Origin of the sequence: Rathayibacter sp. VKM Ac-2754 (assembly GCF_009807095.1) — a bacterium.
In the GTDB taxonomy this organism is placed as follows: Bacteria; Actinomycetota; Actinomycetes; order Actinomycetales; family Microbacteriaceae; genus Rathayibacter.
Map to the genome: position 1 here is coordinate 84,476 of NZ_WUCC01000011.1, position 21,052 is coordinate 105,527.

Below are 21,052 nucleotides of genomic sequence, written 5' to 3' on the forward strand. Positions count from 1 at the left end.
GGAGAGCGGATCGGAGCGCGGACAGCCCTCTCCGTGCCCGACCCCGGGCGAGCGGGAACGGCGGCCGCGGGTTACCGTGTGGCGTGCCCCCTCGAATACGCGCCCTCGCCCTCACCGGACTGGCGATCGTCGTCGCGGCCCTCACCGGGTGCGGCTCCGCCGCCGAGACCGCCGCCGCCTGCGTCGTGCGCCCCGCGGCCGAGATCGTCCCCGAGCAGGGTGCGCTCTTCGGCGTGAACCTCGACTGGGGATCGCAGACGATCGAGGAGTACTCCCGCGAGCTCGGACAGCGGCCCGCGGTCGCGGTCGCGTTCGCCGATCTGCCCTTCACCGAGGAGGAGCGCGACGAGGTGCGCTCGGCCGCTCAGCAGCTGCGCGTGAACGGCGGGACGCTCCTGCTCACCCTCGAGTCGATCGAGGGTCTCGCGGCGGTCACCGACGCCGTCGCGGCGGACATCGCCGAGCTCTCGGCCTCCGTCAACGAGACCGGAGTCCCGGTGATCGTCCGCTTCGCGCACGAGATGAACGGCTCCTGGTACGCCTGGGGTCAGCAGCCCGTCGCCTACGTGGCGGCGTTCCGGCGGGTCGCCGAAGCGGTGCACGGCGATGCGCCCGGCACCGCGATGATGTGGGCGCCGAACAACGCCGACGGCTACCCGTTCGAGGGTGGAGCCTCCGCCGCGCAGCCGGGAACGGCCGACTTCGCCCTGCTCGACACGACCGGCGACGGCGTGCTGAGCCTCGACGACGATCCCTACGCGCCGTACTACCCGGGCGACGACGCCGTCGACTGGGTCGGCATGTCGCTCTACCACTGGGGCTCGGCCCACCCCTGGGGCGAGAACGAGATGCCGGAGGAGGGCAAGTTCGCTGCTCAGCTCACCGGCACCTACAATGGCGCGGCCGGCGACGAGACCGCCGCACCCGACTTCTACCAGACCTACGGAGTCGACCACGGCAAGCCCGTCGCCATCCCCGAGACGGCAGCGCTGGTCGTCCCCCGCGGCGACCCGGCGGGGGAGCTGGCGATCAAGCAGGCGTGGTGGCAGCAGGTGCTCTCGGCCGAGACCGCGGCCCGTTTCCCGAATCTGAAGATGATCAACTGGTTCGAGTGGGAGAAGTTCGAGCCGGAGGTCCAGGACGAGGTGTCGTGGTCGGTCGTCGAGGAGCCCGACACGCGTCGCGCGTTCCGGGCGGACCTGCCCGCCGGGCTGGTCTACTCCGATCTCTCAGCGCGGTGCACCGGAGCGGACGCCGGTTGATCCCACGCCGCCGCCTCCCCCTTCCGAGGGACGCCAGAGATGAGCGGTTCGTGTGCGGACGTTCGTGCCCCGGAGTGCCCGATACGTTGACGGTGCGGGGAACTGAAGGTGACCCTCGCGGCCGCTGATCGTTCTCGAAGGGGTGCTCCATGGCTGGCGACGCCGTCTCTGATCCGCGCTCCGACGCCCTCGCGGCACTCGGGGTGATGGGCTCGCCCCCCGAGGAGCGCTTCGACCGCATCACCCGGATGGCGCGCGACCTGTTCGGCGTCCCGATGGCGGAGATCCACTTCCTCGACGAGAGCACGCTCTTCACGAAGTCGCCGCAGAACCCGGGCTGGCCGCTCGAGTACCCGCGGGAGGGCACCTTCTGCGACGCGACGCTGCAGAAGCGGTCGATGCTCGTCATCCCCGATCTCGGGGCGGACCCGGCCTGGGCGGACAACGCGAACGTCGCGGGCGCGCCGTACGTGCGCTTCTACGCCGGGCGTCCGATCAGCGTCGACGGCGGACTCCAGCTGGGCACGATCTGCCTCCTCGACTTCGTTCCGCGCGATCTCAGCGAGGATCAGCAGCGCCTGCTCGACGAGTTCGGGAGCTGGGTCGAACGCGAGCTGCGCGACTCCGCCGAGCGCGACAGGGCCGCCGAGGTCCAGGCTCAGCTGCTCCCGCTCGATCTGACCCATCCGGACGGCTATGCGCTCACCGGCATGTCCGTCCCGCGCCTGCAGGTCGCGGGCGACTTCTACGACTGGTGGGTGGGTGACGGCTTCGTCGACATCACGCTGGCCGACGTGATGGGCAAGGGCGCGGCGGCCGCGATCATCGCGGCGAGCATCCGCTCGGCCTTCCACGCGCGCGTCGGCGATGCGCCGACGAGAGCCGTGGCCGGGGTCAACCGCCAGCTGCTCCGCGACTTCACCGCGACCGGGACGTTCGCCACACTCTTCCACTGCCGCCTCGAGACCGAGACGGGTCGTCTCGACTTCGTCGACGCCGGCCACGGGCTCTCGGTCGTCCTGCGCGCCGACGGCTCCTTCCAGCGGCTCGCCTCGCTCGGGCTGCCGCTGGGCATCGCCGAGGACGGCGGATGGATGACCCAGTCGGTCGAGCTCGCGCCGGGCGATGCGCTCGTGTCCTTCACCGACGGCGTCCTCGACCTCTACGACGGAACCCTGAACTCGCTGGCCGAGGTCACCGCCCTCGCGCGCGCCTCGGCGAGCGCGGAGGAGTTCTTCGCGTCCGTCCGCACGCTCTCGCTCGGCGAGAAGGCCTCGGACGACGTGACCGTTCTCGTGGTGAGCCGCACGTGAGGCGGAGCAGGCTCCGACTGCTCGCCCCGTCCTCATGGAAGGCGGCCCTCGCCGCCGTCGCGGCGGCGGTGCTGCTGGCGGGTCCCGCCGTCGCCTCGGTCGCCGACGACTCCGCCTTCTCGCCGCCGACGGGCACCTACTTCGGGTCGAGTCTCGACTGGAGCAGCGACAGCGCTGCGGAGCAGACCGATCGCCTCGGCCGCCCCGCCGCGGTCCTCGAGCACGTCGCCGCCGTCCCGGTGACCGACGCCGAGGTCGACTACCTCGCGCAGTTCATGCGCCAGGCGGAGGGGCAGGGCGCGCTCGCCGCGGTCACCCTCCGCCCGGTCGGGGGTCTCGACCGGTTCGGCCAGGAGGAGGCCGAAGCAGCTGTAGCGGCGCTCGCGCGTGCGCGGGACGGGCAGGAGCTCCCACTGTTCGTCCGATTCGCGCCAGAGATGAATGCGAGCTGGACGGCCTGGGGCTTCGCCCCCGAGGAGTACATCGCGGCCTTCCGCGTCTTCGCGGAGGTGCTGCACTCCGATCTGCCCGACGCCGTCGCGGTGTGGTCGCCGGCCGCCGGTGAGTCCTACCCCTTCTCGGCCGGCGGTACGACCGACGACGCCGCCCTCGACACGAACGGCAGCGGATCGCTCGACGCGGGCGACGACCCCTACGGTCCCTACTACCCGGGCGACGACGCGGTCGACTGGGTCGGTCTGTCGGCCTATCACGACCCGAGCGGCGGCGGGGCCCCGAGGAACGCGGTCGCCTCCGAGGGCGCCCTCGACGCGGATCTCGACGGCGAGGGCGATCTCGCGTTCTACGAGCGCTTCGCCGAGAGCGCCGGCACGCCGATGATGCTCGAGACCGCCGCGTTCTACAGCCCGGGGGCCGGTGGACCGGCCGAGCTCGAGATCAAGCAGGACTGGTGGCGGCAGGTGATCACGGCCACCTCGGGTGACGCGCACCCGTTGATCGACGTCGTGCTCTGGCGCGACTCCTCATCGGCCCGGGCCGTCGTCGGCGAGGTCGTCATCGACTGGAGCCTCTCCGGCTCGGACACGATCTCCTCGGCGTTCGCCGCCGACGCCGAGGCGAGCGAGCTCGTCTTCGGCCCGGTCTACGCGCCGTTCACCTCCTCGTCCACGGTGCGGACAGCGGGAGGGACGATCGGCGGGGCGGCCGCCTGGCTCCTGGTCGCGGGGGTCCTCGTGGCGGCGATCGCCCTGACCGGCTGGGGGCTGCTGCGCGGTCGGAGCGGCCGGCTCGCCTACGACGGACCCCCGAATCGCGATCTCCGCATCGACTACCTCCGCGGAGTCGCCATCGTCTTCGTGGTCATCAACCACATCGCGCTCGTCTCGGTCTGGCAGAACCTCACGCAGGAGGCGATCGGCATGGTCTCGGGCGCCGAGCTGTTCGTCCTGCTCTCGGGCGGCGTCCTCGGGATGGTGCACCGTCCGAAGGTGCTGGGCGGGGGCATCGGCGAGGTCACCCTCCGCACCGAGGCGCGCGCCTGGAAGCTCTACGTCACGGCCCTCGTCGTGGTCGTCCTCGTCGGTCTCGTGAGCCTCGTCGGATTCGTGAACAGCACTCCGGCGACGACCTACGTCGACCAGGGGACGGGCGCGGCGGGCAGCGAGGCGACGGGCCGGGTCTACGACCTCTACACGAACATCGGCAGCCTCCTCCGCTACCCCGTCGACCCGGCGATCATCGTCGACCTCGCTCTGCTCCGGCTCGGGCCGTGGCAGGTCAACGTCCTCGGCCTGTACGTGGTGATGCTCGCGATCGCCCCGCTGATCCTCTGGGCCCTGTCGCGCGGGCGGTGGGCGATCGTGCTGCTGGTCAGCTGGGCCCTCTACGTGCTTCAGATGATCCTGCGCCTGCGGCTCCTGCCCTCGCAGTTCGAGGACTCGTTCCCGCTGCTGACCTGGCAGGCGCTGTTCGTCACGGGGATGGTCGCGGGCTTCCACCGGCGCGAGATCCTCGTCTGGTTCGCGACCCGTGCCGGGCGGATCGTCCTCGCGGTCGCCGTGGTGGCCACGGCGGGGCTGGCGGTCTTCTCGTGGAACAACCCGTATCTCTCCAGCCCCTACGACCTGCGCCTGGGGCTCATCCCGGCGAACGCCTTCTCGGACATCTACTCGGTCGCCTTCCAGCGGACTACTCTCGACCCGGGCAGGGTCGTCAACGTGCTGCTCGTGGTCATCACCGCCTACGCTGCACTCACCGTGCTCTGGAAGCCGGCGCAGCGACTCCTCGGCTGGTTCTTCATCCCCCTCGGTCAGGCGACGCTCTACGTGTTCGTCATGCACGTCGTCTTCGTCCTGATCATCGCCAACATCCCTCTCCTGCGCGAAGGGAACACCGTGGTCAACTCGCTCGCCTACCTCGTCGTGCTCGGCCTGCTCTGGGTCATGGTGCGGACGCGCTTCCTCTACCGGATCGTGCCCCGATGAGCGCCGGAACGGCCGTGGACACCGGACCCGGGACGGAGAGCACCCTCACCTCGCCCGGCCGGATGCTCCTCCTGCGCATCATCGTGGTCCTGACGATCGTGCTCGGCGTGAACTACGTCGGCTGGCGGTGGCTGTTCTCGCTCAACTGGGACGCGTGGTGGATCGCCGTCCCGCTCGTCGCGGCCGAGACCTACAGCCTCATCGACGTCTGCCTCTTCGGGATGACCATGTGGCGGGCGAGGGGGCGGGCGGCGCCGCCTCCGCCTGCCCAGGACGCCACGGTCGACATCTTCATCACGACCTACAACGAGCCGATCGACCTGGTGATGACGACAGCGCTCGCCGCTCAGGCCGTGCGCTTCCCGCACGCCACCTGGGTCCTCGACGACGGCGACCGCGCCGAGATGCGCGCCGCCGCCGAGGGTGCGGGGCTGGGCTACATCACCCGCTCGGCCGACTGGAAGGACCGCCCCCGGCACGCGAAGGCCGGCAACCTCAACAACGCGCTCGAGCAGACCACAGGGGAGTTCCTCCTCATCCTCGACGCCGACCAGATCCCGCGGCCCGAGATCCTCGACAACACCCTCGGCTACTTCCGCGACGACGAGGTCGCGCTGGTCCAGACTCCGCAGGTGTTCTCGAACGTGGCGACGGGCGACCCGCTCGGGAGCCAGGCGCCCCTGTTCTACGGGCCGATCCAGCAGGGCAAGGACGGCTGGAACGCGGCGTTCTTCTGCGGCTCGAACGCCGTCCTGCGGCGCGAAGCGCTGATGCAGCTCGGGATCGCCGGCTACGTCCGCGAGCTCGACCGCAGCATCGCGTCGGCGCTGCGGACAGCGGCTCGCGCCGTGAGCAAGGCCCGGTCGCACCCGGCCGCCGCCGACTCGGCGGTCCGGGCGGCACTCGACGACGTCAGCAGCGCCATCAAGGAGGCGCAGGCCGCGATCGCCGGCGGCGCACCGATCGCCTCGGTCACCTACGACCTGCACCGGCGCGTCGACGCCGCGAGCTACTCGCTGGTCGCCTCCGATGTGGCCGGGCTCGAGGAGGACCTCGCCGAGATCCGCGCGCTCGCCCGCGCCTCGGGCGGTGCGGAGTCGTCGGTCGACACGATCGTCGACATCGAGCAGATCGTCCTGGGGCTCTCGGATCGCGAGCTCTCGCCGCTGAACGCCCTCGAATCGGTGCAGGCCGTGCTGCAGAGCATCGCCATCGACCGGCCGGGGGAGGCGCAGCCGATCATGCCGCTCGCGACCATCTCGGTCACCGAGGACATGGCGACGTGCATGCGCCTGCACGGCCTCGGCTGGAAGAGCGTCTACCACCACGAGCTCCTCGCCGACGGCCTCGCTCCGGAGGACGCGGGGACGATGCTCACTCAGCGCCTCCGCTGGGCGCAGGGGACGATGCAGGTGTTCCTCCGCGAGAACCCGCTTCTGCAGAAGGCGCTCAGCGTCCCGCAGCGCCTGATGTACTTCGCGACGATGTGGAGCTACATCAGCGGCTACGCGGCGGTGGTCTACTTCGCGGCGCCGATCGTCTTCCTGGTGCTCGGGATCCTGCCCGTGGCCTCGGACGCGTTCGACTTCTTCATCCGCTTCATCCCCTTCATGATCGTGAATCAGCTGCTCTTCCTGATCGCCGCGAAGGGGACCCCGACCTGGCGGGGGCAGCAGTACAGCCTGGCCCTCTTCCCGGTCTGGATCGAGGCGTGCACGACCGCGATCAACAACGTGTGGTTGAAGATCCCGCTCGGGTTCGCGGTCACGCCGAAGACGCGGCAGGAGTCGACCGGGATCCCGTGGCGCCTGATCAAGATCCAGCTCGTGGTGATGGTCCTGCTCGTCATCGCGATCATCACGGGCTGCCTCCACCTGTTCTTCAACGGTGCGGAGCCGATCGGCACGGGGGTGAACATCGCCTGGGCGGTGTTCGACCTCGTCGTGCTGAGCGTGCTCTTCCGCGCCGTCGCCTACCAGGGCTTCGAGCCCGTGCCCCCCGCTTCCCCGACCCCTGTCACCCAGACCTCGTGACCCAGAAGAAGGAGACCGCATGACGTTCACCACCGAGACCATCGAGCCCGGGATCACGATCATCCACGGCGAGGGCAAGCTGAACATGGTGGCGGCGCCCGAGCTGCGCGAGATCGTCAAGCGCTCGATCGACGACGGCAGGTCGCGCGTCGTGGTCGATCTCAGCTCCGTGTCGTTCCTCGACTCCTCCGGTCTGGGTGCCCTCGTCGGCTGCCTCAAGAGCACGCGACAGGCGGGAGGGGACCTGCGGATCTCGGCGCCGAGCAAGCAGGTCTCGATGGTCCTGAAGCTCTCGAACCTCGACCGCGTCCTCGCCCAGTTCGACACTCCCGAGGACGCCTATCGTGACTGAGCGCACCCTCCTCTTCAGGAGCCCTCCCGAGACGGTCGAGGTGGTGCACGCCGCCCTCGAGTCGCTCTGGGACGAGAGACCCGACATCGACGAGATGGACCGGATGATGTTCGAGACGGCTCTCATCGAGCTGACCGCCAACGTCATCCAGCACGGGTCGTCCTCGACCACGATCATCTGCCGGCTCGAGATCGTCGCCGACGATCTGCGGCTGCGCGCCGAGCTCGTCGACACGGCCGATCCCCCCGGGATCGACACGGGGCCGCGCGAGATGCCGGACGAGTTCGCGGAGTCGGGCCGGGGCATCGCGTTCATCCAGGCGCTCGTCGATGCGTTCGACTACGAGCGCGCGGAGGGCCGCAACGTCTGGACCCTGAGCAAGGACCGCTCGACCGGCGAGTCCTGATGCGATCAGCGACGCGCCAGCGATCACCCATCCGCACCTCCGCGTCCCGCGTCACTGCGGTGGCGATCGGACTCGACGAGCAGTCGCCGCTGGTCAAGCAGCTCCCGGTGGCGTTCCTCTTCGCGGTCGCCGTCGTGCTCAGCCTCGTCGTCCCGACGATCGAGGTGACGGATCCGGTCGCCTTCGCGCTCTCCGCGGTCGCCATGGCCGCCGCCACCGTGCTGGCGGCAGTGCTGCCCCGGATCGACCCCGAGGGCCGGGCCGTCCTCCTCGTCCCGGTCCTGGACTTCCTCGTCGTCGGAGTCCTCCGCTACTCGACCGGCGAGAGCGCGTCGATCTTCGCGTCGCTCGCGATCCTCCCGACGGTCTGGATGGCCGCCTCACCGGGGCGCCGCAGCGTCGCGTTCGCCTTCGTCGGCATCTGCGCGGGACTCGTCGTGCCCTTCCTGCTCGGCTCGACCCTCGAGGAGAACCCGAACGAGATCGCCCGCGGGTTGTTCTCGGCGGTCGCCTTCGGCCTCGCTGCCGCCGTGGTGAACGATCTCGCCCGTCTGGCGCGCGAGTTCGTCGCGAGCGTGCGGGCGCGGGAGCAGATCACGCTCCTCGAGCTCGACGAGGCGGCCCTCGTGCAGCAGGCGCTTCTGCCCAAGGCGGGCACCGATGCGGCGGGCTACGACTTCGCCGGCGTCTGCCTGCCGTCGAAGGCCGTCGGCGGCGACTTCTTCGACTGGTACCCCGTCTCCCGAGGCACCGCTTTCACCCTGGGAGACGTGATGGGCAAGGGCGTCGGCGCCGGGATCATCGCCGCGACGGTCCGCGCGGTGATCCGCAGCGCCCGCAGTCATGAGGATCTCAGGGTTCCGCTCGACCGCGCGGCTGACGCGCTCTCGTCCGATCTCGGCGACACCGCCTCGTTCGCGACCCTCTTCCACGCTCGTCTCGTGCACGCCAGCGGCGAGGTCCGCTACATCGACGCGGGCCACGGGCTCACCCTGCACGTCCGGGCCGACGGCTCCTGGGAGCGGCTCGCGTCGCTGAACCTGCCCGTCGGCATGTGGAGCGACGAGGCGTGGAGCGTCTCGCGCGTGGTCCTCGAGCCCGGCGACGCGCTCATCAGCTGCAGCGACGGCATCCTCGACCTCTACGACGGGACGGTGGAGTCGATGCGGCACGTCGCCGAGATCGTCGTCGAGTCCTCCACGGCCGCCGAGGTCGTGGCCCGTCTGCGGGCCCTCACCGAGGCGTCACCCGAGCGCGAGGACGACGTGACGGCGCTGGTGGCGCTGCGGCTCGCCTCCTGAGGCCGGGCGTTCAGCTCCTCCGCTGGGCGAGTGCCGCCGCGAACGCCTGCGCTGAGGCGGGGGAGCTGCCGATCCGCCAGTCGACTTCCTTGTCGTGGTCGAACCAGACGACTCCGGTGACATCGCCCTGAGCGGCGAGGTACGAGATCAGGGCGCTGTTCCACTCCGACTTCACCCCGCCGGCCTCGGCCGACGCCGTCTCGGCGACGAGGATCGGCGCGCCCGGTGCCAGGGTGCGCAGCTGCGCGAGCCCCGGGCCGAACAGAGCCGACGGCGACGTCCATGAGCTCCACGCGGCCGCCGTGCCCCAGTTGTACCCGTCGAGCGCCATCACGTCGATGTACGGCGCACCCGGATACAGCCCCTGGAGCGGAGTCGACCCGGTGTACGGCACGTTGGGGCTCCACACCCACGACACGTTCGACGCGCCCTGAGCCTCGACGACATCGTGGACGTGCTGCCAGGCCGCCGCGTACGACCCCGCGGCATTGCCGTTCACGCCCTCCGACCACGGGTACCAGTCGCCGTTCATCTCGTGCGCGTAGCGGAGGAGGACGGGCTTGCCCCAGGCGGCCAGCGCGGCGCCCCACTGCCGCAGGTAGGCGTCGTGGTCACCGGCGAGGATCCGGGCGTTCGAATAGGCGGGCTGGTCGACACCGCCTCCCCACCGCCACGGTTCCCAGGTGATGATGCTCGTCGCCCCGCGGGCTGCGACGCTGTCGAGCCCCGCGATCGGAGGCGCCTGGCCGAAGTCCTGGTACGACAGCACGAGGGAGGGACTCTCGCCGACGAGCACGGCGGCCTGGTCGAGCTCGGTGTTCGCCGAGGCGCCGCCGGGGGTGGTCAGGCCGAAGCGCAGCCGGGCCGTGCTCACCGCCGGTGCTCTGCCTGCCGGGCTCGTCGTGGATCCGGGACCGGCCGTGGTGGAGGCGCCGCCGAGCGTGACGGTGAACGCGGCGGTAGCGGTGCGCCCGCCCGCGCGCGCCGTCACCGGGAGCGTGCCGGCCGCCGTCTCGGGGATGGTGATCGTCGCTGTGAAGGCACCCGTCGTCGACGTGGCGAACGGAGCGGTCGCCGTGCCCGCGGTCACGGTGCCGCTGGTCTTCTTGGCGAACCCGGAGCCGGTCACGACGGTCCGGGTCCCCACCGGTCCCGAGGAAGGGGAGAGGGTGACCGAGGCAGGAGCGGCCGAGGCGGGTGCCGAGGCGCCGCCGAGGAGAATCGCCGCAGCGAGCATCAGGCCGGTCGCGGCAGCGACAGTCGAGCGGAGGACGGACATGAGCGCAGGCTCCTCGGGTTCGGGTCGTCCGAAGAGTAGGTGCCGGGGAGTGCACGGCGTCCCCCCTCCCACTGGGGCGGCGGACCGCCAGGATTCCTCCGCGCTCGCCGCCGTTCCGATCCGCGGTGCGGCACCAGCGCCCGTCGAGGTGCGTACTCGGGGGCGGGCCGCAGATGTCCCCGATCCAGAGCCTGATCGTCAGTAGTGTGCGGCCTATGCGCACTCTGTACCCCGAGATCGAGCCCTTCCACACCGGGATGCTCGACGTCGGCGACGGCCACGAGATCTACTGGGAGGTGTCGGGCAACCCCGAGGGCAAGCCCGTCGTCTTCCTGCACGGCGGACCCGGCGCGGGCACCTCGCCCGCCCACCGCCGCCTCTTCGATCCCGAGAAGTACCGCATCGTCCTCTTCGACCAGCGGATGTGCGGCCGCTCCACTCCGCACGCCAGCGAGCCCGGTGCCGACCTCTCGACCAACACGACCTGGTACCTCGTCGCCGACATCGAGAAGCTGCGCGAGCACCTCGACATCGACCGCTGGCAGGTCTTCGGCGGCTCGTGGGGCTCGACCCTCGCGCTCGCCTACGCCGAGACGCACCCCGAGCGCGTCACCGAGATCGTCCTCCGCGGCATCTTCACCCTGCGACGTGCCGAGCTCGAGTGGTTCTACGAGGGCGGCGCCGCGGCGGTCTACCCCGACCTGTGGGAGGCGTACACCGCCGTCGTCCCCGCCTCGGAGCGGGGCAGCTTCATCGAGGCCTACTACCGACTTCTGCACGACGAGGACCCGGCGGTGCACGGCCCGGCCGGCGTCGCCTGGACCACGTGGGAGGCGTCCACCATCTCGCTCCTGCCGCGTCCCGAGATGGTCGAGGCCTGGTCGGATCCCGCCTACGCGCTCGCCTTCGCGCGGATCGAGAACCACTACTTCGTGCACCAGGGCTGGTTCGAGGAGGGGCAGCTGCTCCGCGACGCGGGCGTGCTGCGCCAGGTGCCGGCCGTCATCGTCCAGGGCCGCTACGACATGTGCACGCCCGCGTTCACCGCGTGGGATCTGCACACCGCGTGGCCCGAGGCCGAGTTCCGCCTCATCGCCGACGCCGGCCACGCCTTCGACGAGCCCGGCATCCTCGACGCCCTGATCGAGGCGACCGACCGCTTCGCCTCCTGACGCGGCGCGACCCGCGCCGGGTCGACGCGACTACCCTGATCAGATGCCCGCTGACGACGCCTCCGAGATGGCCACCTGGCCCACGGGGCGCCTGCTCTCGACGGCGTCCCGCATGGTCGAGCACGCCTGGCACGGCGCCCTCGCCGAGATCGGTCTGACCCACGCGGGGCTCATCGTGCTGCACTTCCTCCAGGCCGGCCCGACCGCGCAGAAGGAGCTGGCCGCCGCGGCGCACGTCGAGGTGCAGACCATGTCGCGCACCATCGAGCGCCTCGAGCGCGAGGGCCACGTCGCGCGTGCCAGCGACCCGGCCGACCGGCGCCGGCAGCTCGTCTCGCTGACCCCGAAGGGCGTCGAGGCGTGGCAGCGCGCCCACCGCCTCGAGGTCGACATGCTCCCGGGCACCTTCGAGCAGGGTCCGCTCCGGGAGGCGCTGCTCGACATCATCCGCGACGCGAGCGAGTCCCGCTGGGGCTGAGCGCCTCCGCAAGCCCCCTCGCGAGATCGGGCGCTTCGCTACCGTGACCGCATGACCTTCAACGACGACTCCCAGCTCAGCGGCGGCAAGGTCCGCAGGCGCGGCCGCACGACGGGCATCGCGGTCGGAGGCGGTGCCGGCGTGGTCATCGTCCTCGCGCTCCTCTCGCAGCTGCTCGGAGTGAACCTGTCGGGCCTGGGCGAGGTGCTCGGCGGAGGCGGCGCCGCGCCCGAGGGTGTGACCAGCACCGCGGTCGCCTGCGACAGCGGCGCCGACGCGAACACGCAGGTCGACTGCCGGCTCGAGGGGGCCGCGGAGTCGCTGGACCGCTACTGGGGCACCGCGACCGGCGCGCTGGGCGTCGCCTACACGACTCCGGCGGGCGTCGACCTCTTCGAGGATCAGATCCAGACGGGCTGCGGAGGCGCGACCGCCGCGGTCGGGCCGTTCTACTGCCCGCCGGATCAGACGATCTACCTCGACACCGACTTCTTCGACGAGCTGCGGACCCGCTTCGACACCTCGGGCGGTTCGCTCGCGCAGATGTACATCCTGGCCCACGAGTGGGGGCACCACATCCAGAACCTGACGGGTGCGATGGAGTCGGCCGACCGCTCCGGGACCGGGCCCGACTCCGACTCCGTGCGCCTCGAGCTGCAGGCCGACTGCTTCGCCGGAGCGTGGGTCGGCGACGCGTCGACGGTGCCGGACGAGACGGGCACCCCCTACCTCAAGCCCGTGACGGCGCAGGAGTACCAGGACGCGCTCGGCGCCGCGGCGGCGGTCGGCGACGACCGCATCCAGGAGCAGGCGACGGGCACCGTCGATCCCGAGGGCTGGACGCACGGCTCGGCCGAGCAGCGCCAGCGCTGGTTCCAGGCCGGCTTCGAGGGCGACGCCGCGAGCTGCGACACCTTCGCGGCCGCCCAGCTCTGACGCGAACCGCACCGCCTCACGACACCGAGTCGGCCGGCTCCTCCATGTACCACTCCGTGAACGAGCACGCCCGCCCGTCGTCGGCGAACCGGATGACCCAGAGATTCAGGTAGGTCGTGTCGCCCGGGTAGATGGTCCGCGCCTCCACCACAGCGGTCCCCTCGGTGAGCGCGACGAGTCCCCAGGCGAACGTCGGGTCGCCCGGCTCCTCCTCCGCCCGCCACCACTCGACGATCGCGTCGCGCGGAGTGATCGCGTCGCGGTACGGCGCCGTGAAGTACTCGGCGTCCTCGGTGAACAGGGCGGCCACGTCGTGCGGGTCATCGCTGGCCCAGGCCTTCTCGTAGCCGGCGATCCAGCTCTCGATGTCGATCATCCGCCCATCCTCCGCCTGCCGCGGCGGGCTCGGAAGACTCCGCGGGAAGGATCCCGACCCGCGCTCGGTTCGATACCGGAGCCGGCCGATGCAAAGCTGGGCAATACGACGCACCGCCGACACCGAAGGACCTCTGTGCCCTCCCCTCGCTCCCTCGCCCGCTCTCCGGATCCGCGGCTGATCACCGCCGTCCTCGCCTTCGCCGGCATGAGCGCCTCCTTCATGCAGACCCTGGTCGTGCCGATCCAGTCGGAGCTGCCGACCCTCCTCGGCGCCGATCGCAGCGAGACCGCGTGGGTGATCACCGCGACACTGCTCAGCGCGTGCATCCTCACCCCGGTGTCCGGCCGGCTCGGCGACCTCTACGGCAAGCGGCGGATGGCGGTCGCCGCGCTCGTGGTCCTCGTGATCGGCTCGATCGTCTGCGCGTTCGCCGGCGACGTTTGGACGCTGGTCGTCGGTCGAGCGCTGCAGGGCGCCGTGATGGGAGTCATCCCGCTCGGGATCTCGATCCTCCGCGACACCCTGCACCGCGACCGCCTCCCCGGCGCGATCGCCCTCGTCAGCGCGACCCTCGGCATCGGCGGCGCGCTCGGACTCCCGCTCAGCGCCCTCGTCGCGCAGAACCTCGACTGGCACGTCCTGTTCTGGATGTCGGCGGCCCTCGGCGTGCTCGACATCGTGCTCGTCCTCCTCGTGGTGCCGGTGTCGACCCTGCGCGCGCCCGGCAGCTTCGACGTCGTCGGCACGATCGGGCTCGCCATCGGACTCAGCGGCATCCTGATCGCCGTCTCGCGCGGCAACGACGCGGGCTGGACCAGCCCCGCGATCCTCGGCTCCGGCCTCGGCGGCGTCGCGGTCCTGCTGATCTGGGGCTGGTACGAGCTGCGGCAGTCCAGCCCGCTCGTCGACCTGCGCGTGGCCGCGCGACCCGCCGTGCTGTTCACCAACCTCGCCTCCGTGGCGGTCGGCTTCGCCTTCTTCGGCGCCCAGATCACGCTGCCGCAGATGCTCGAGTCGCCGCCGCTGGCCTCGGGCGCGGGCTTCGGGCTCAGCCTGATCGTGGCCAGCCTCGTCCTGGCCCCGTCCGGCCTGGCGATGATGGCGACGTCGCCGGTCGCCGCGCGCCTCTCTGCCTCGTCCGGACCGCGGATCGTCCTGATCTCGGGCGCCGCGCTGATCGCCCTCTCGTACCTGCTGGTGCTCCCGTTCGGCACCGAGGTCTGGCAGATCCTCGTGATCAACGCGCTGATCGGAGTCGGCCTCGGCCTCGCCTACGCCGCGATGCCCACGCTGATCATGCGCGCCGTGCCCTTCTCCGAGACCGCCGCCGCCAACGGGCTCAACTCGCTGATGCGCACCCTCGGCACGACCCTGTCGTCGGCCGTCACCGCCGCGGTGCTCGCCCAGCTGACGGTCACGGTCGGCGCGGTCGACGTCCCGAGCTCCGAGGGCTTCCGCACCACCTTCGTGATCGGCGCGATCGGTGCCGTCGTCGCCGTCGTGCTGGGGCTGCTGATCCCGAAGGTCTCGCGTCCGGACGCGCGCCCCGCGCTGCCCTGACCGCCGGGTGAGACCTACTCGTCGTCCTCCGCGAGCATCCGCTCGATCTGCAGCTCGCGCAGCCGCGCCGTCGTCAGCTGGTTCTCGCGCGCGGCGATGGCCAGGCGGCAGAGCAGCACGGCGAGCACGATCAGGACCACCGCGATCACGACCACGAAGACGGCGTACAGGACGAAGACGAAGTTGAAGCCGGTCACCATCGTCCGACCCTACTGACGCGCCGCGCCCCGCGGCATCCCCCGCCCGGCGGACCGCGGCCGGTCTCCGGAGCACCTCCGGCTCGTGGAACTCGGTCCGGCTCGCGGGATATGGACCCTCCGGCGAGCCGCACCGGATCCTGCGAGCCCGACCGCCCGCCCGCCCCGAGTCGCGCCACCCGCGCGCCCACTCCTACTCTGGGCGGAGGGCGCGCCGTCGCCGGGGGAGCGGAGGCGCGATGCACGTCGAGCGGGTCGAGTCGCGCGCGCAGTACGACGACTTCAGCCTGCTCCCCGGGCGCCTGCACCCCCGCTCGCTCACCGTCCCGCTGCCCGACGCGCTGCTGAAGTCGTGGTGGCGCGGGTCGCGCCTGCGGCCGGCCGGAGTCGAGCTGCTCCTCGTCCGCGACCACGGCGGTCGCGTCGTCGGCCGCACGACCGTGCACTCCGATCCGCGGCTCGACGCCCGGGTCGGCGCCCGCACCCTGCTGTTCGGCGCGACCGAGTTCGCCGACGCCGAGGCGGCCGCCGCGCTGTTCGACGCCGTGACCGAGCGGGCGAGCGGGCACGAGCAGATCCTCGGTCCGGTGTCGCTCCTGCCCCACGAGGGCGGCGGAGTGATCACGAGCGGCTTCTCGCAGCGCGGCTTCGATCGCGTGCTCTGGAACCCGCCGAGCTACCCGGGCGTCTACGAAGACGCGGGCTTCGAGCGGATCTGGGAGGGCGACACCTGGAGCGTCGAGACGGTGCCGAGGCAGGCGGGTGTCCCGCTCGGTCCGGTGGCCCCCGAGGAGTGGGCGGCCGCGGGCCTGCGCCCCGGCCGTCTCACCGCCGCCCGCACCGAGGCCGCTCGCGCCGAGATGCTCGACGTCCTCAACCGCGCCCACGCCGGGTCACCGTCCGGGATCGAGGTGACGGCGGGCGAGGTCCAGCGCGGCTCGACCGCCGCCGCCGCGATGGCCGCGCTGCTCGACCCCGACATCCTGCGCCTCGCCACCGACGAGGCGAGCGGCCGGATCGTCGGCTTCGCCCTGGCCGTCCCCGACTACACCCGCTTCCTGCAGAGCACCCGCGGCCGCATGGGCGTCGTCGAGCACGCTCAGGCGCTCGTGACCCGCTCCCGGTTCCGCCAGGAGGCGGTGCTGCAGCTGCAGTGCACCGATCCCGAGGATCAGGGGCGCGGAGTCGGCACCCTCCTCGGCCGCGATCTCCAGGCGCACCTCGCCGAGCGCGGGTACCGGCGCCTCCGCGTGCCCGCCATCGCCCGTGACGGGTCGTCGGCGGCACGCGCCCAGCTCGAGCGCTTCGGCGGCGTGCCGATGCACGGCGTCACCTTCTACCGGCGCGCGGTGGGCTGAGGGTCGGTCAGCGGCAGGCGGAGGCGATCGCCACCGCGTCCGCACCCGGGTCGCCGTAGGGCTCCGTGCCCGAGCCGTCCGCGAACCCCTGCGACAGCGCCCACGCCGTCGCCCACTTCTCGTCGTCGCCCTCGAACGGAGCCGCGCGGTACAGCTCGTAGCAGCCGTCCTTCGAGGTGATGGCGTGGCCGACCTCGTGGGCGACCAGCCCGCGGGTCCACTCCGCGCCCCAGTTGCGCTGGATGCTCTCGGTCAGCTGGATCGTCGCCGGCGCCCCGTCCTCGAGCGTCCACGTCGCGAGCCCGGCGCCGCTGTCGAGCGAGCCGTAGGCGACTCCGTCGATCTCGATGCTCTCCTCCCAGCTCACGTCGATCGGCACGCCGCCCGCGATCGAGTCGGCGAAGTCGAGCACCTGCTGCTTGCGCGGCCAGTCGGCGGAGGCGCGCTCGGCGAGGCCGTCGGCCTGCGACTGCTGTAGCTCGGCGACGCGGGCGAGGTAGGCGCGCAGGAGCGCGGGTTCTCCCAGATCGACGGGCTCGTCGGATCCGCCGTAGCCGTGGAGCGCGCGCTCCACGAGCCAGCGCTGCTCGTGCGTCGCGGCGGTGCTCGCCTCGGCGAGGGCGGTGCCGACCTCGGCCGTCGACGCGGCGAAGTCGGCGGAGGCGGTGCGCGCCTCGCCGAGCAGCGGACGGATCCGCGCGGTCTGCTCCCGCTGCTCGGCCGCGTCGTCCTCGAGCGCGTCGGAGCGCTCGTCGAAGCCGTCGGCCGCGTCGAAGCGCTCCTCGGTCTCCTCGGGGTCGACGGGAGGGAGCACCGCCGCGCGCTCGCCGACCGGCACGTCATCGGCCGCGTCCACGACCCGATCGATCGCGCTCAGGTACTCGTCGCGGCTCACCGCGTCGACGGCGGCCGGATCCGCCGCGGCCACTGCGCTGCGGACGCCGTCCGTCTCGACCGCGACCGCGGCCTCGAGCGCGTCCCACTCCGCGACGGCGTCGTCGTGGTCCTGCGCGGTCTCGACGAGTCGTGTGCCCGCCTCCTCGAAGCGCTGCTCGGCGACCTGGCCGCGCACGACGACGGTCGTCACGGTTCCGCCGACCGCCAGCGCGAGCACGACGCCGGCCGCGATGCCGAGGCGCGCCCCGCGCGACAGGGCGCGCCGAGGCGGGCGCCCCGGGGAGAGAGCGGCCGGATCGGGCGGCGGGAACGAGCCGGGCGCGGCTCCGGGTGCGGTCGTGCTCACGCGCCCAGTATCGCCTGCGGGACGGGCGTGTCCGCACTCACATCCGGCGCTTATGCGACCGCGCGTAGGGTGTCCGACTGTGGATCCCCGCTCGCCAGACACCGTCGCCGTGCCTCCGCTGACCGATGCGGTCGCGCAGGCCCTCGACGCGACCACCGTCGCCGAGATCCGGGCGCTCCGCGACGACTTCGCGCGCTTCATGCTGCAGTACAAGTTCGGCATGGACGAGATCGTCACGAAGGTGTCGATCCTGCAGGAGGAGTTCCGCGAGCTGCAGGAGTACAACCCGATCGAGCACGTCACCAGCCGGCTGAAGTCGGCCGACAGTCTCATCGAGAAGATCGAGCGCAAGGGCTGCGAGACCACGTTCGAGGGCATCGCGGGCGCCATCACCGACATCGCCGGCGTGCGGATCACCTGCAGCTTCGTCTCGGACGTCTACCGCGTGTTCGAGCTGCTCACCTCCCAGTCCGACGTGACCGTCCTCGAGGTGAAGGACTACATCGCCGAGCCCAAGGAGAACGGCTACAAGAGCCTGCACGCGATCGTCGAGGTCCCGGTGTTCCTGTCCGGAGGCTCGGTGAACGTCTGCGTCGAGGTCCAGTTCCGCACCATCGCGATGGACTTCTGGGCGAGCCTCGAGCACAAGATCTACTACAAGTACGACCGCCAGGTCCCGCAGGAGCTGCTCGACGGCCTCGCCGACGCCGCGCGCACCGCCGCCAGTCTCGACTCCGACATGGAGCGCCTGCACCGCCAGGTCCGCGGCGAGCTGCCGCTGAGGGACGCATCGGCGCCGCGCGCCGTCGACGTCTGAGCCGCGCCTTCCCGGTTCCGCGAGCCTCAGCTGAGCGCCGTCACCAGCACCAGCAGGAGCACGGCCGTCCCGTTCAGCGTCGCGTGCGACACGATCGCCGCCCCGAGCCGGCCCGTCACCGTCGAGATCCAGCCGTGCGCGAGCCCCGCGATCACGGTGGTCGTGCCGAGCGTCACGATCGTCGCCGGGTTCACCATCTGGTGCCCGTGCAGCAGGGCGAAGACCGCGGTCGACGCGATGACGCTGAAGACGGCCGCCCAGATCCGGCGACCGCGGGTAGGAGGCGCCTCGTCCGTGCGCCGGCGCAGCATCCGGTTCCGCACGGCCCGCATCACGACACCGCGGCAGAGGATCTCCTCGACGATCGGCGCGACCACGACGGGGATGACGACCGAGCTGAGCACGAACCACAGCGGATCGGGCTCGAGGTCGAGGTTCGTCTGCGCATCCTGCAGGTACGGCGAGAAGACCAGCAGCACGGCGACGATCGCCAGGCGCACGCCGATGCCGAGCCCGATGCCGATCGGGATGTCGACCCAGCGGAACCGCAGGCCGTAGTCGGCGGCGAGCGACCCCAGGCCGCGCAGCCGCGACGCCGCGATCGGGACGACCAGCCCGACCAGGTAGCTCCCGAACGCGCCCGCGAACAGCAGACCGGGGGAGTAGGGCAGCACACCGAACCCGAAGAGCAGGATGAGCGCGCCCAGCGGCACGACGATCCCCACGATCGTGAGCACCGCGGTCGGCAGGCCCCAGCGCACCCGCGGGTCGGGCAGGTAGAGGAGAGAGGAGTACGGGGCTCCCACCGAGGGCTGCGGCTCGGCCGGCAGCCAGCCGTCGTACGAGGCGGGCGCACCCGGCAGCATCGATCCGGTCGGGGGCGCCCACCCGCGCGGCGCGGACTCCGGAGGATCGAGGGCGATCGTCGACGGGTCGGGCGGCGGGAAGGCGGCGGAGTCCATGGCCGGATCAGCCTACGCAGGCGACCTGGGCGAACCGCCCCGGGCCGGAGACGAGGGCCCCGAACGAGAGAAACCCCCGCCATGTAGAAGCTAGGCGAGGGTTTCCGTGGCTCCGACGGGCGTCGATCCCGTGACCTCACGATTTTCAGTCGTGCGCTCTACCAACTGAGCTACAGAGCCGTGCGACGAGAACGCCGCAGGGGCCGCACGTGGCGACCCCGATGAAAAGGCCCTTCCTCTCGGAAGGGCCTCTCTGCGACCCTGACGGGACTTGAACCCGCGACCTCCGCCGTGACAGGGCGGCACGCTAACCAGCTGCGCTACAGGGCCTCGTTGCGAAGACAAGCATACTGCCTTCGAGGCTGTTCGATTTTCACGCCCCGACCCTCGCGGATCGGTGCACTTGCAGGTAGTCGTGGTGAAGCCGGCCCATCGTGACCCCAACGGGATTCGAACCCGTGCTGCCGCCGTGAAAGGGCGGTGTCCTAGGCCACTAAACGATGGGGCCGGGAGCTCGCGGGGCGACCCTGCGATCGACCCCCCATGACTACCAACACGCAAGCATAGGGATACCGAGCCGGATATGCAAAACCGAAGGTTTCCGGCATGTGAAGAAGCCCGTCCGGGGCCGGAGCCGCTCTAGGCGCGCCGGTAGTGCCTTGACTAGGGTTGGTCGGAATTGCAATCCTCCGCGCGATGGAGCCGCACCGTCGGCGGAGGAGGCTCCACCGACACTCCAGAGGTCCCATGCTCCACTCGCCGCGCCGCTCTCGCCCCGCTCGGTCCTCCGACGCGCCGCGGCCCGGTCGACTCCGCGGCGCTGCCCTGGCCTCCGCCGTCCTCGCCCTCCTCGCCGGCCTCCTCGTCGCGACGCCCGCGCAGGCCGTCGAGTACCCGTCGTGGGAGGACGTCGAGGCCGCCAAGGGCGACACCGCCGCCGCCGCCGCCCAGGTCGAGAACATCACCTCCCTGATCGACGGCCTGCAGGACGAGGTCGCCGCCGCCCAGGAACTCGCGCAGCAGCGCGGCGAGGAGTACTTCGCCGCTCAGGAGGCGTTCGACCAGGCCGCCGAGCGCGCGACCGATCTCGACACGCAGGCCACCGCCAGCGCCGACGAGGCCGACGCCGCCTCGCAGCAGGCGGGCCTGCTCGCCGCACAGCTCTACCGCACCACCGGAACCGACCTCTCGGTCAACATCTTCCTCGACGGGCAGGACGGCGAGGCCGACGACCTGCTCTCGAAGATCGGCAACATGTCGAAGCTCGTCGAGCGCTCGAACGCGATCTACGAGCAGGCGAGCACCTCGCGCAACACGGCGTCCTCCCTCGCCGAGCAGGCGAAGGTCGCGCAGACCGAGCGCGAGCGCCTGAGGGTCGCCGCCGAGAGTGCGCTGGCCGAGGCCACCTCCGCCCAGGCCGCCTCCGAGTCGGCGCTCGCCGAGCAGCAGCAGCAGGGCATCATCCTCGAGGAGCAGCTCGCGGCACTGCGCGACACGGAGTCGCGCACCGTCGCCGAGTACCAGGCCGGCGTCGCCGCGCGCGAGGCCGAGCGCCAGCGC

Annotated in this window: 19 protein-coding genes and 3 tRNA genes; 14 read left to right on the forward strand and 8 right to left on the reverse strand. The window is 71.6% G+C overall.

What is annotated here, in order from left to right; all coding sequences use genetic code 11:
- Window positions 1–83: 83 nt before the first annotated feature.
- From GRS92_RS16275 to GRS92_RS16305, 7 genes are all read left to right on the forward strand, one after another.
- Window positions 84–1,262 carry a glycoside hydrolase family 26 protein gene (locus GRS92_RS16275; RefSeq protein ID WP_235022079.1) on the forward strand — a complete coding sequence of 393 codons (1,179 nt, stop codon included), beginning with the start codon at window positions 84–86 and terminating at the stop codon, window positions 1,260–1,262.
- Between the two features lie 149 nt (window positions 1,263–1,411).
- Window positions 1,412–2,575, forward strand: coding sequence for a PP2C family protein-serine/threonine phosphatase (locus GRS92_RS16280; RefSeq protein ID WP_159858367.1), 1,164 nt, complete (start codon window positions 1,412–1,414; stop codon window positions 2,573–2,575).
- Complete coding sequence (opgC, locus tag GRS92_RS16285) at window positions 2,572–5,019, forward strand: OpgC domain-containing protein (protein WP_159858370.1); 2,448 nt, start codon at window positions 2,572–2,574, stop codon at window positions 5,017–5,019. The genes GRS92_RS16280 and opgC overlap by 4 nt, the downstream gene beginning before the upstream one ends.
- Window positions 5,020–5,081: 62 nt before the next feature.
- Window positions 5,082–7,052, forward strand: coding sequence for a glycosyltransferase family 2 protein (locus tag GRS92_RS16290; RefSeq protein ID WP_159858433.1), 1,971 nt, complete (start codon window positions 5,082–5,084; stop codon window positions 7,050–7,052).
- Window positions 7,053–7,071: 19 nt separating this feature from the next.
- Entirely contained in the window at window positions 7,072–7,404 is a 333-nt protein-coding gene (locus GRS92_RS16295; RefSeq protein WP_159858373.1) for an STAS domain-containing protein, read from the forward strand.
- A complete protein-coding gene (locus tag GRS92_RS16300; protein ID WP_159858376.1) occupies window positions 7,397–7,810 on the forward strand; it encodes an ATP-binding protein in 414 nt (137 codons plus the stop codon). Before GRS92_RS16295 ends, GRS92_RS16300 begins: the two co-directional genes overlap by 8 nt.
- Window positions 7,811–7,869: 59 nt before the next feature.
- Window positions 7,870–9,111, forward strand: a complete 1,242-nt coding sequence (locus tag GRS92_RS16305; protein WP_159858379.1) for a PP2C family protein-serine/threonine phosphatase — start codon at window positions 7,870–7,872, stop codon at window positions 9,109–9,111.
- A gap of 10 nt (window positions 9,112–9,121) precedes the next feature.
- Here the strand turns inward: GRS92_RS16305 and GRS92_RS16310 are convergent, their stop codons facing one another.
- Window positions 9,122–10,390: a glycosyl hydrolase gene (locus tag GRS92_RS16310; protein ID WP_159858382.1), complete on the reverse strand. Its 1,269-nt coding sequence runs from the start codon at window positions 10,388–10,390 to the stop codon at window positions 9,122–9,124.
- Window positions 10,391–10,605: 215 nt separating this feature from the next.
- Here GRS92_RS16310 and pip point away from each other — a divergent pair, with 215 nt between their 5' ends.
- From pip to ypfJ, 3 genes are read left to right on the forward strand one after another with little or no spacing between them, the layout of a single operon-like run.
- A complete protein-coding gene (pip, locus tag GRS92_RS16315) occupies window positions 10,606–11,562 on the forward strand; it encodes a prolyl aminopeptidase (RefSeq protein ID WP_159858385.1) in 957 nt (318 codons plus the stop codon).
- 43 nt (window positions 11,563–11,605) lie between these two features.
- Complete coding sequence (locus GRS92_RS16320) at window positions 11,606–12,040, forward strand: MarR family winged helix-turn-helix transcriptional regulator (RefSeq protein WP_159858388.1); 435 nt, start codon at window positions 11,606–11,608, stop codon at window positions 12,038–12,040.
- Window positions 12,041–12,091: 51 nt separating this feature from the next.
- Window positions 12,092–12,976, forward strand: a complete 885-nt coding sequence (ypfJ, locus tag GRS92_RS16325; protein WP_159858391.1) for a KPN_02809 family neutral zinc metallopeptidase — start codon at window positions 12,092–12,094, stop codon at window positions 12,974–12,976.
- Between the two features lie 16 nt (window positions 12,977–12,992).
- Here the strand turns inward: ypfJ and GRS92_RS16330 are convergent, their stop codons facing one another.
- Window positions 12,993–13,352 carry a nuclear transport factor 2 family protein gene (locus tag GRS92_RS16330; RefSeq protein ID WP_159858394.1) on the reverse strand — a complete coding sequence of 120 codons (360 nt, stop codon included), beginning with the start codon at window positions 13,350–13,352 and terminating at the stop codon, window positions 12,993–12,995.
- A 135-nt stretch (window positions 13,353–13,487) separates the two neighbouring features.
- On the opposite strand from GRS92_RS16330, the gene GRS92_RS16335 reads away from it, so the two are divergent.
- A complete protein-coding gene (locus GRS92_RS16335; RefSeq protein ID WP_235022080.1) occupies window positions 13,488–14,915 on the forward strand; it encodes an MFS transporter in 1,428 nt (475 codons plus the stop codon).
- Between the two features lie 14 nt (window positions 14,916–14,929).
- Here GRS92_RS16335 and GRS92_RS16340 read toward each other — a convergent pair whose 3' ends face one another.
- Window positions 14,930–15,115 (reverse strand): hypothetical protein, encoded by a 186-nt coding sequence (locus GRS92_RS16340; RefSeq protein WP_159858397.1) that lies wholly within the window; start codon window positions 15,113–15,115, stop codon window positions 14,930–14,932.
- A gap of 236 nt (window positions 15,116–15,351) precedes the next feature.
- On the opposite strand from GRS92_RS16340, the gene GRS92_RS16345 reads away from it, so the two are divergent.
- The gene (locus GRS92_RS16345) at window positions 15,352–16,470 is read left to right on the forward strand and encodes a GNAT family N-acetyltransferase (RefSeq protein WP_159858400.1); all 1,119 of its coding nucleotides are present in this window, start codon (window positions 15,352–15,354) and stop codon (window positions 16,468–16,470) included.
- A 7-nt stretch (window positions 16,471–16,477) separates the two neighbouring features.
- Here GRS92_RS16345 and GRS92_RS16350 read toward each other — a convergent pair whose 3' ends face one another.
- A complete protein-coding gene (locus tag GRS92_RS16350; protein WP_159858403.1) occupies window positions 16,478–17,713 on the reverse strand; it encodes a hypothetical protein in 1,236 nt (411 codons plus the stop codon).
- Window positions 17,714–17,912: 199 nt separating this feature from the next.
- Here GRS92_RS16350 and GRS92_RS16355 point away from each other — a divergent pair, with 199 nt between their 5' ends.
- Window positions 17,913–18,530, forward strand: a complete 618-nt coding sequence (locus tag GRS92_RS16355; RefSeq protein ID WP_235022083.1) for a GTP pyrophosphokinase — start codon at window positions 17,913–17,915, stop codon at window positions 18,528–18,530.
- A gap of 26 nt (window positions 18,531–18,556) precedes the next feature.
- Here the strand turns inward: GRS92_RS16355 and GRS92_RS16360 are convergent, their stop codons facing one another.
- The 4 genes from GRS92_RS16360 to GRS92_RS16375 all read right to left on the reverse strand — a co-directional run bounded on the left by GRS92_RS16360 (window position 18,557) and on the right by GRS92_RS16375 (window position 20,000).
- Complete coding sequence (locus GRS92_RS16360) at window positions 18,557–19,492, reverse strand: CPBP family intramembrane glutamic endopeptidase (RefSeq protein WP_159858409.1); 936 nt, start codon at window positions 19,490–19,492, stop codon at window positions 18,557–18,559.
- A gap of 107 nt (window positions 19,493–19,599) precedes the next feature.
- Window positions 19,600–19,672 (reverse strand) — tRNA-Phe (locus tag GRS92_RS16365).
- A 76-nt stretch (window positions 19,673–19,748) separates the two neighbouring features.
- Window positions 19,749–19,822, reverse strand: a tRNA-Asp gene (locus GRS92_RS16370).
- A 105-nt stretch (window positions 19,823–19,927) separates the two neighbouring features.
- Window positions 19,928–20,000, reverse strand: a tRNA-Glu gene (locus tag GRS92_RS16375).
- A gap of 239 nt (window positions 20,001–20,239) precedes the next feature.
- On the opposite strand from GRS92_RS16375, the gene GRS92_RS16380 reads away from it, so the two are divergent.
- The coding region (locus GRS92_RS16380; RefSeq protein WP_442966245.1) for a coiled-coil domain-containing protein at window positions 20,240–21,052 on the forward strand (813 nt) is incomplete at its 3' end.

Excerpts from the sequence above, each read along its gene's own strand:
- GRS92_RS16280 (WP_159858367.1), top strand. The coding sequence starts at position 1,412 with ATGGCTGGCGACGCCGTCTCTGATCCGCGCTCCGACGCCCTCGCGGCA.
- GRS92_RS16290 (WP_159858433.1), top strand. The coding sequence starts at position 5,082 with ATGCTCCTCCTGCGCATCATCGTGGTCCTGACGATCGTGCTCGGCGTG.
- GRS92_RS16295 (WP_159858373.1), top strand. The coding sequence starts at position 7,072 with ATGACGTTCACCACCGAGACCATCGAGCCCGGGATCACGATCATCCAC.
- GRS92_RS16310 (WP_159858382.1), bottom strand. The coding sequence starts at position 10,390 with ATGTCCGTCCTCCGCTCGACTGTCGCTGCCGCGACCGGCCTGATGCTC.
- pip (WP_159858385.1), top strand. The coding sequence starts at position 10,606 with ATGCGCACTCTGTACCCCGAGATCGAGCCCTTCCACACCGGGATGCTC.
- GRS92_RS16320 (WP_159858388.1), top strand. The coding sequence starts at position 11,606 with ATGCCCGCTGACGACGCCTCCGAGATGGCCACCTGGCCCACGGGGCGC.
- ypfJ (WP_159858391.1), top strand. The coding sequence starts at position 12,092 with ATGACCTTCAACGACGACTCCCAGCTCAGCGGCGGCAAGGTCCGCAGG.
- GRS92_RS16330 (WP_159858394.1), bottom strand. The coding sequence starts at position 13,352 with ATGATCGACATCGAGAGCTGGATCGCCGGCTACGAGAAGGCCTGGGCC.
- GRS92_RS16340 (WP_159858397.1), bottom strand. The coding sequence starts at position 15,115 with ATGGTGACCGGCTTCAACTTCGTCTTCGTCCTGTACGCCGTCTTCGTG.
- GRS92_RS16345 (WP_159858400.1), top strand. The coding sequence starts at position 15,352 with ATGCACGTCGAGCGGGTCGAGTCGCGCGCGCAGTACGACGACTTCAGC.
- GRS92_RS16355 (WP_235022083.1), top strand. The coding sequence starts at position 17,913 with ATGCTGCAGTACAAGTTCGGCATGGACGAGATCGTCACGAAGGTGTCG.
- GRS92_RS16360 (WP_159858409.1), bottom strand. The coding sequence starts at position 19,492 with ATGGACTCCGCCGCCTTCCCGCCGCCCGACCCGTCGACGATCGCCCTC.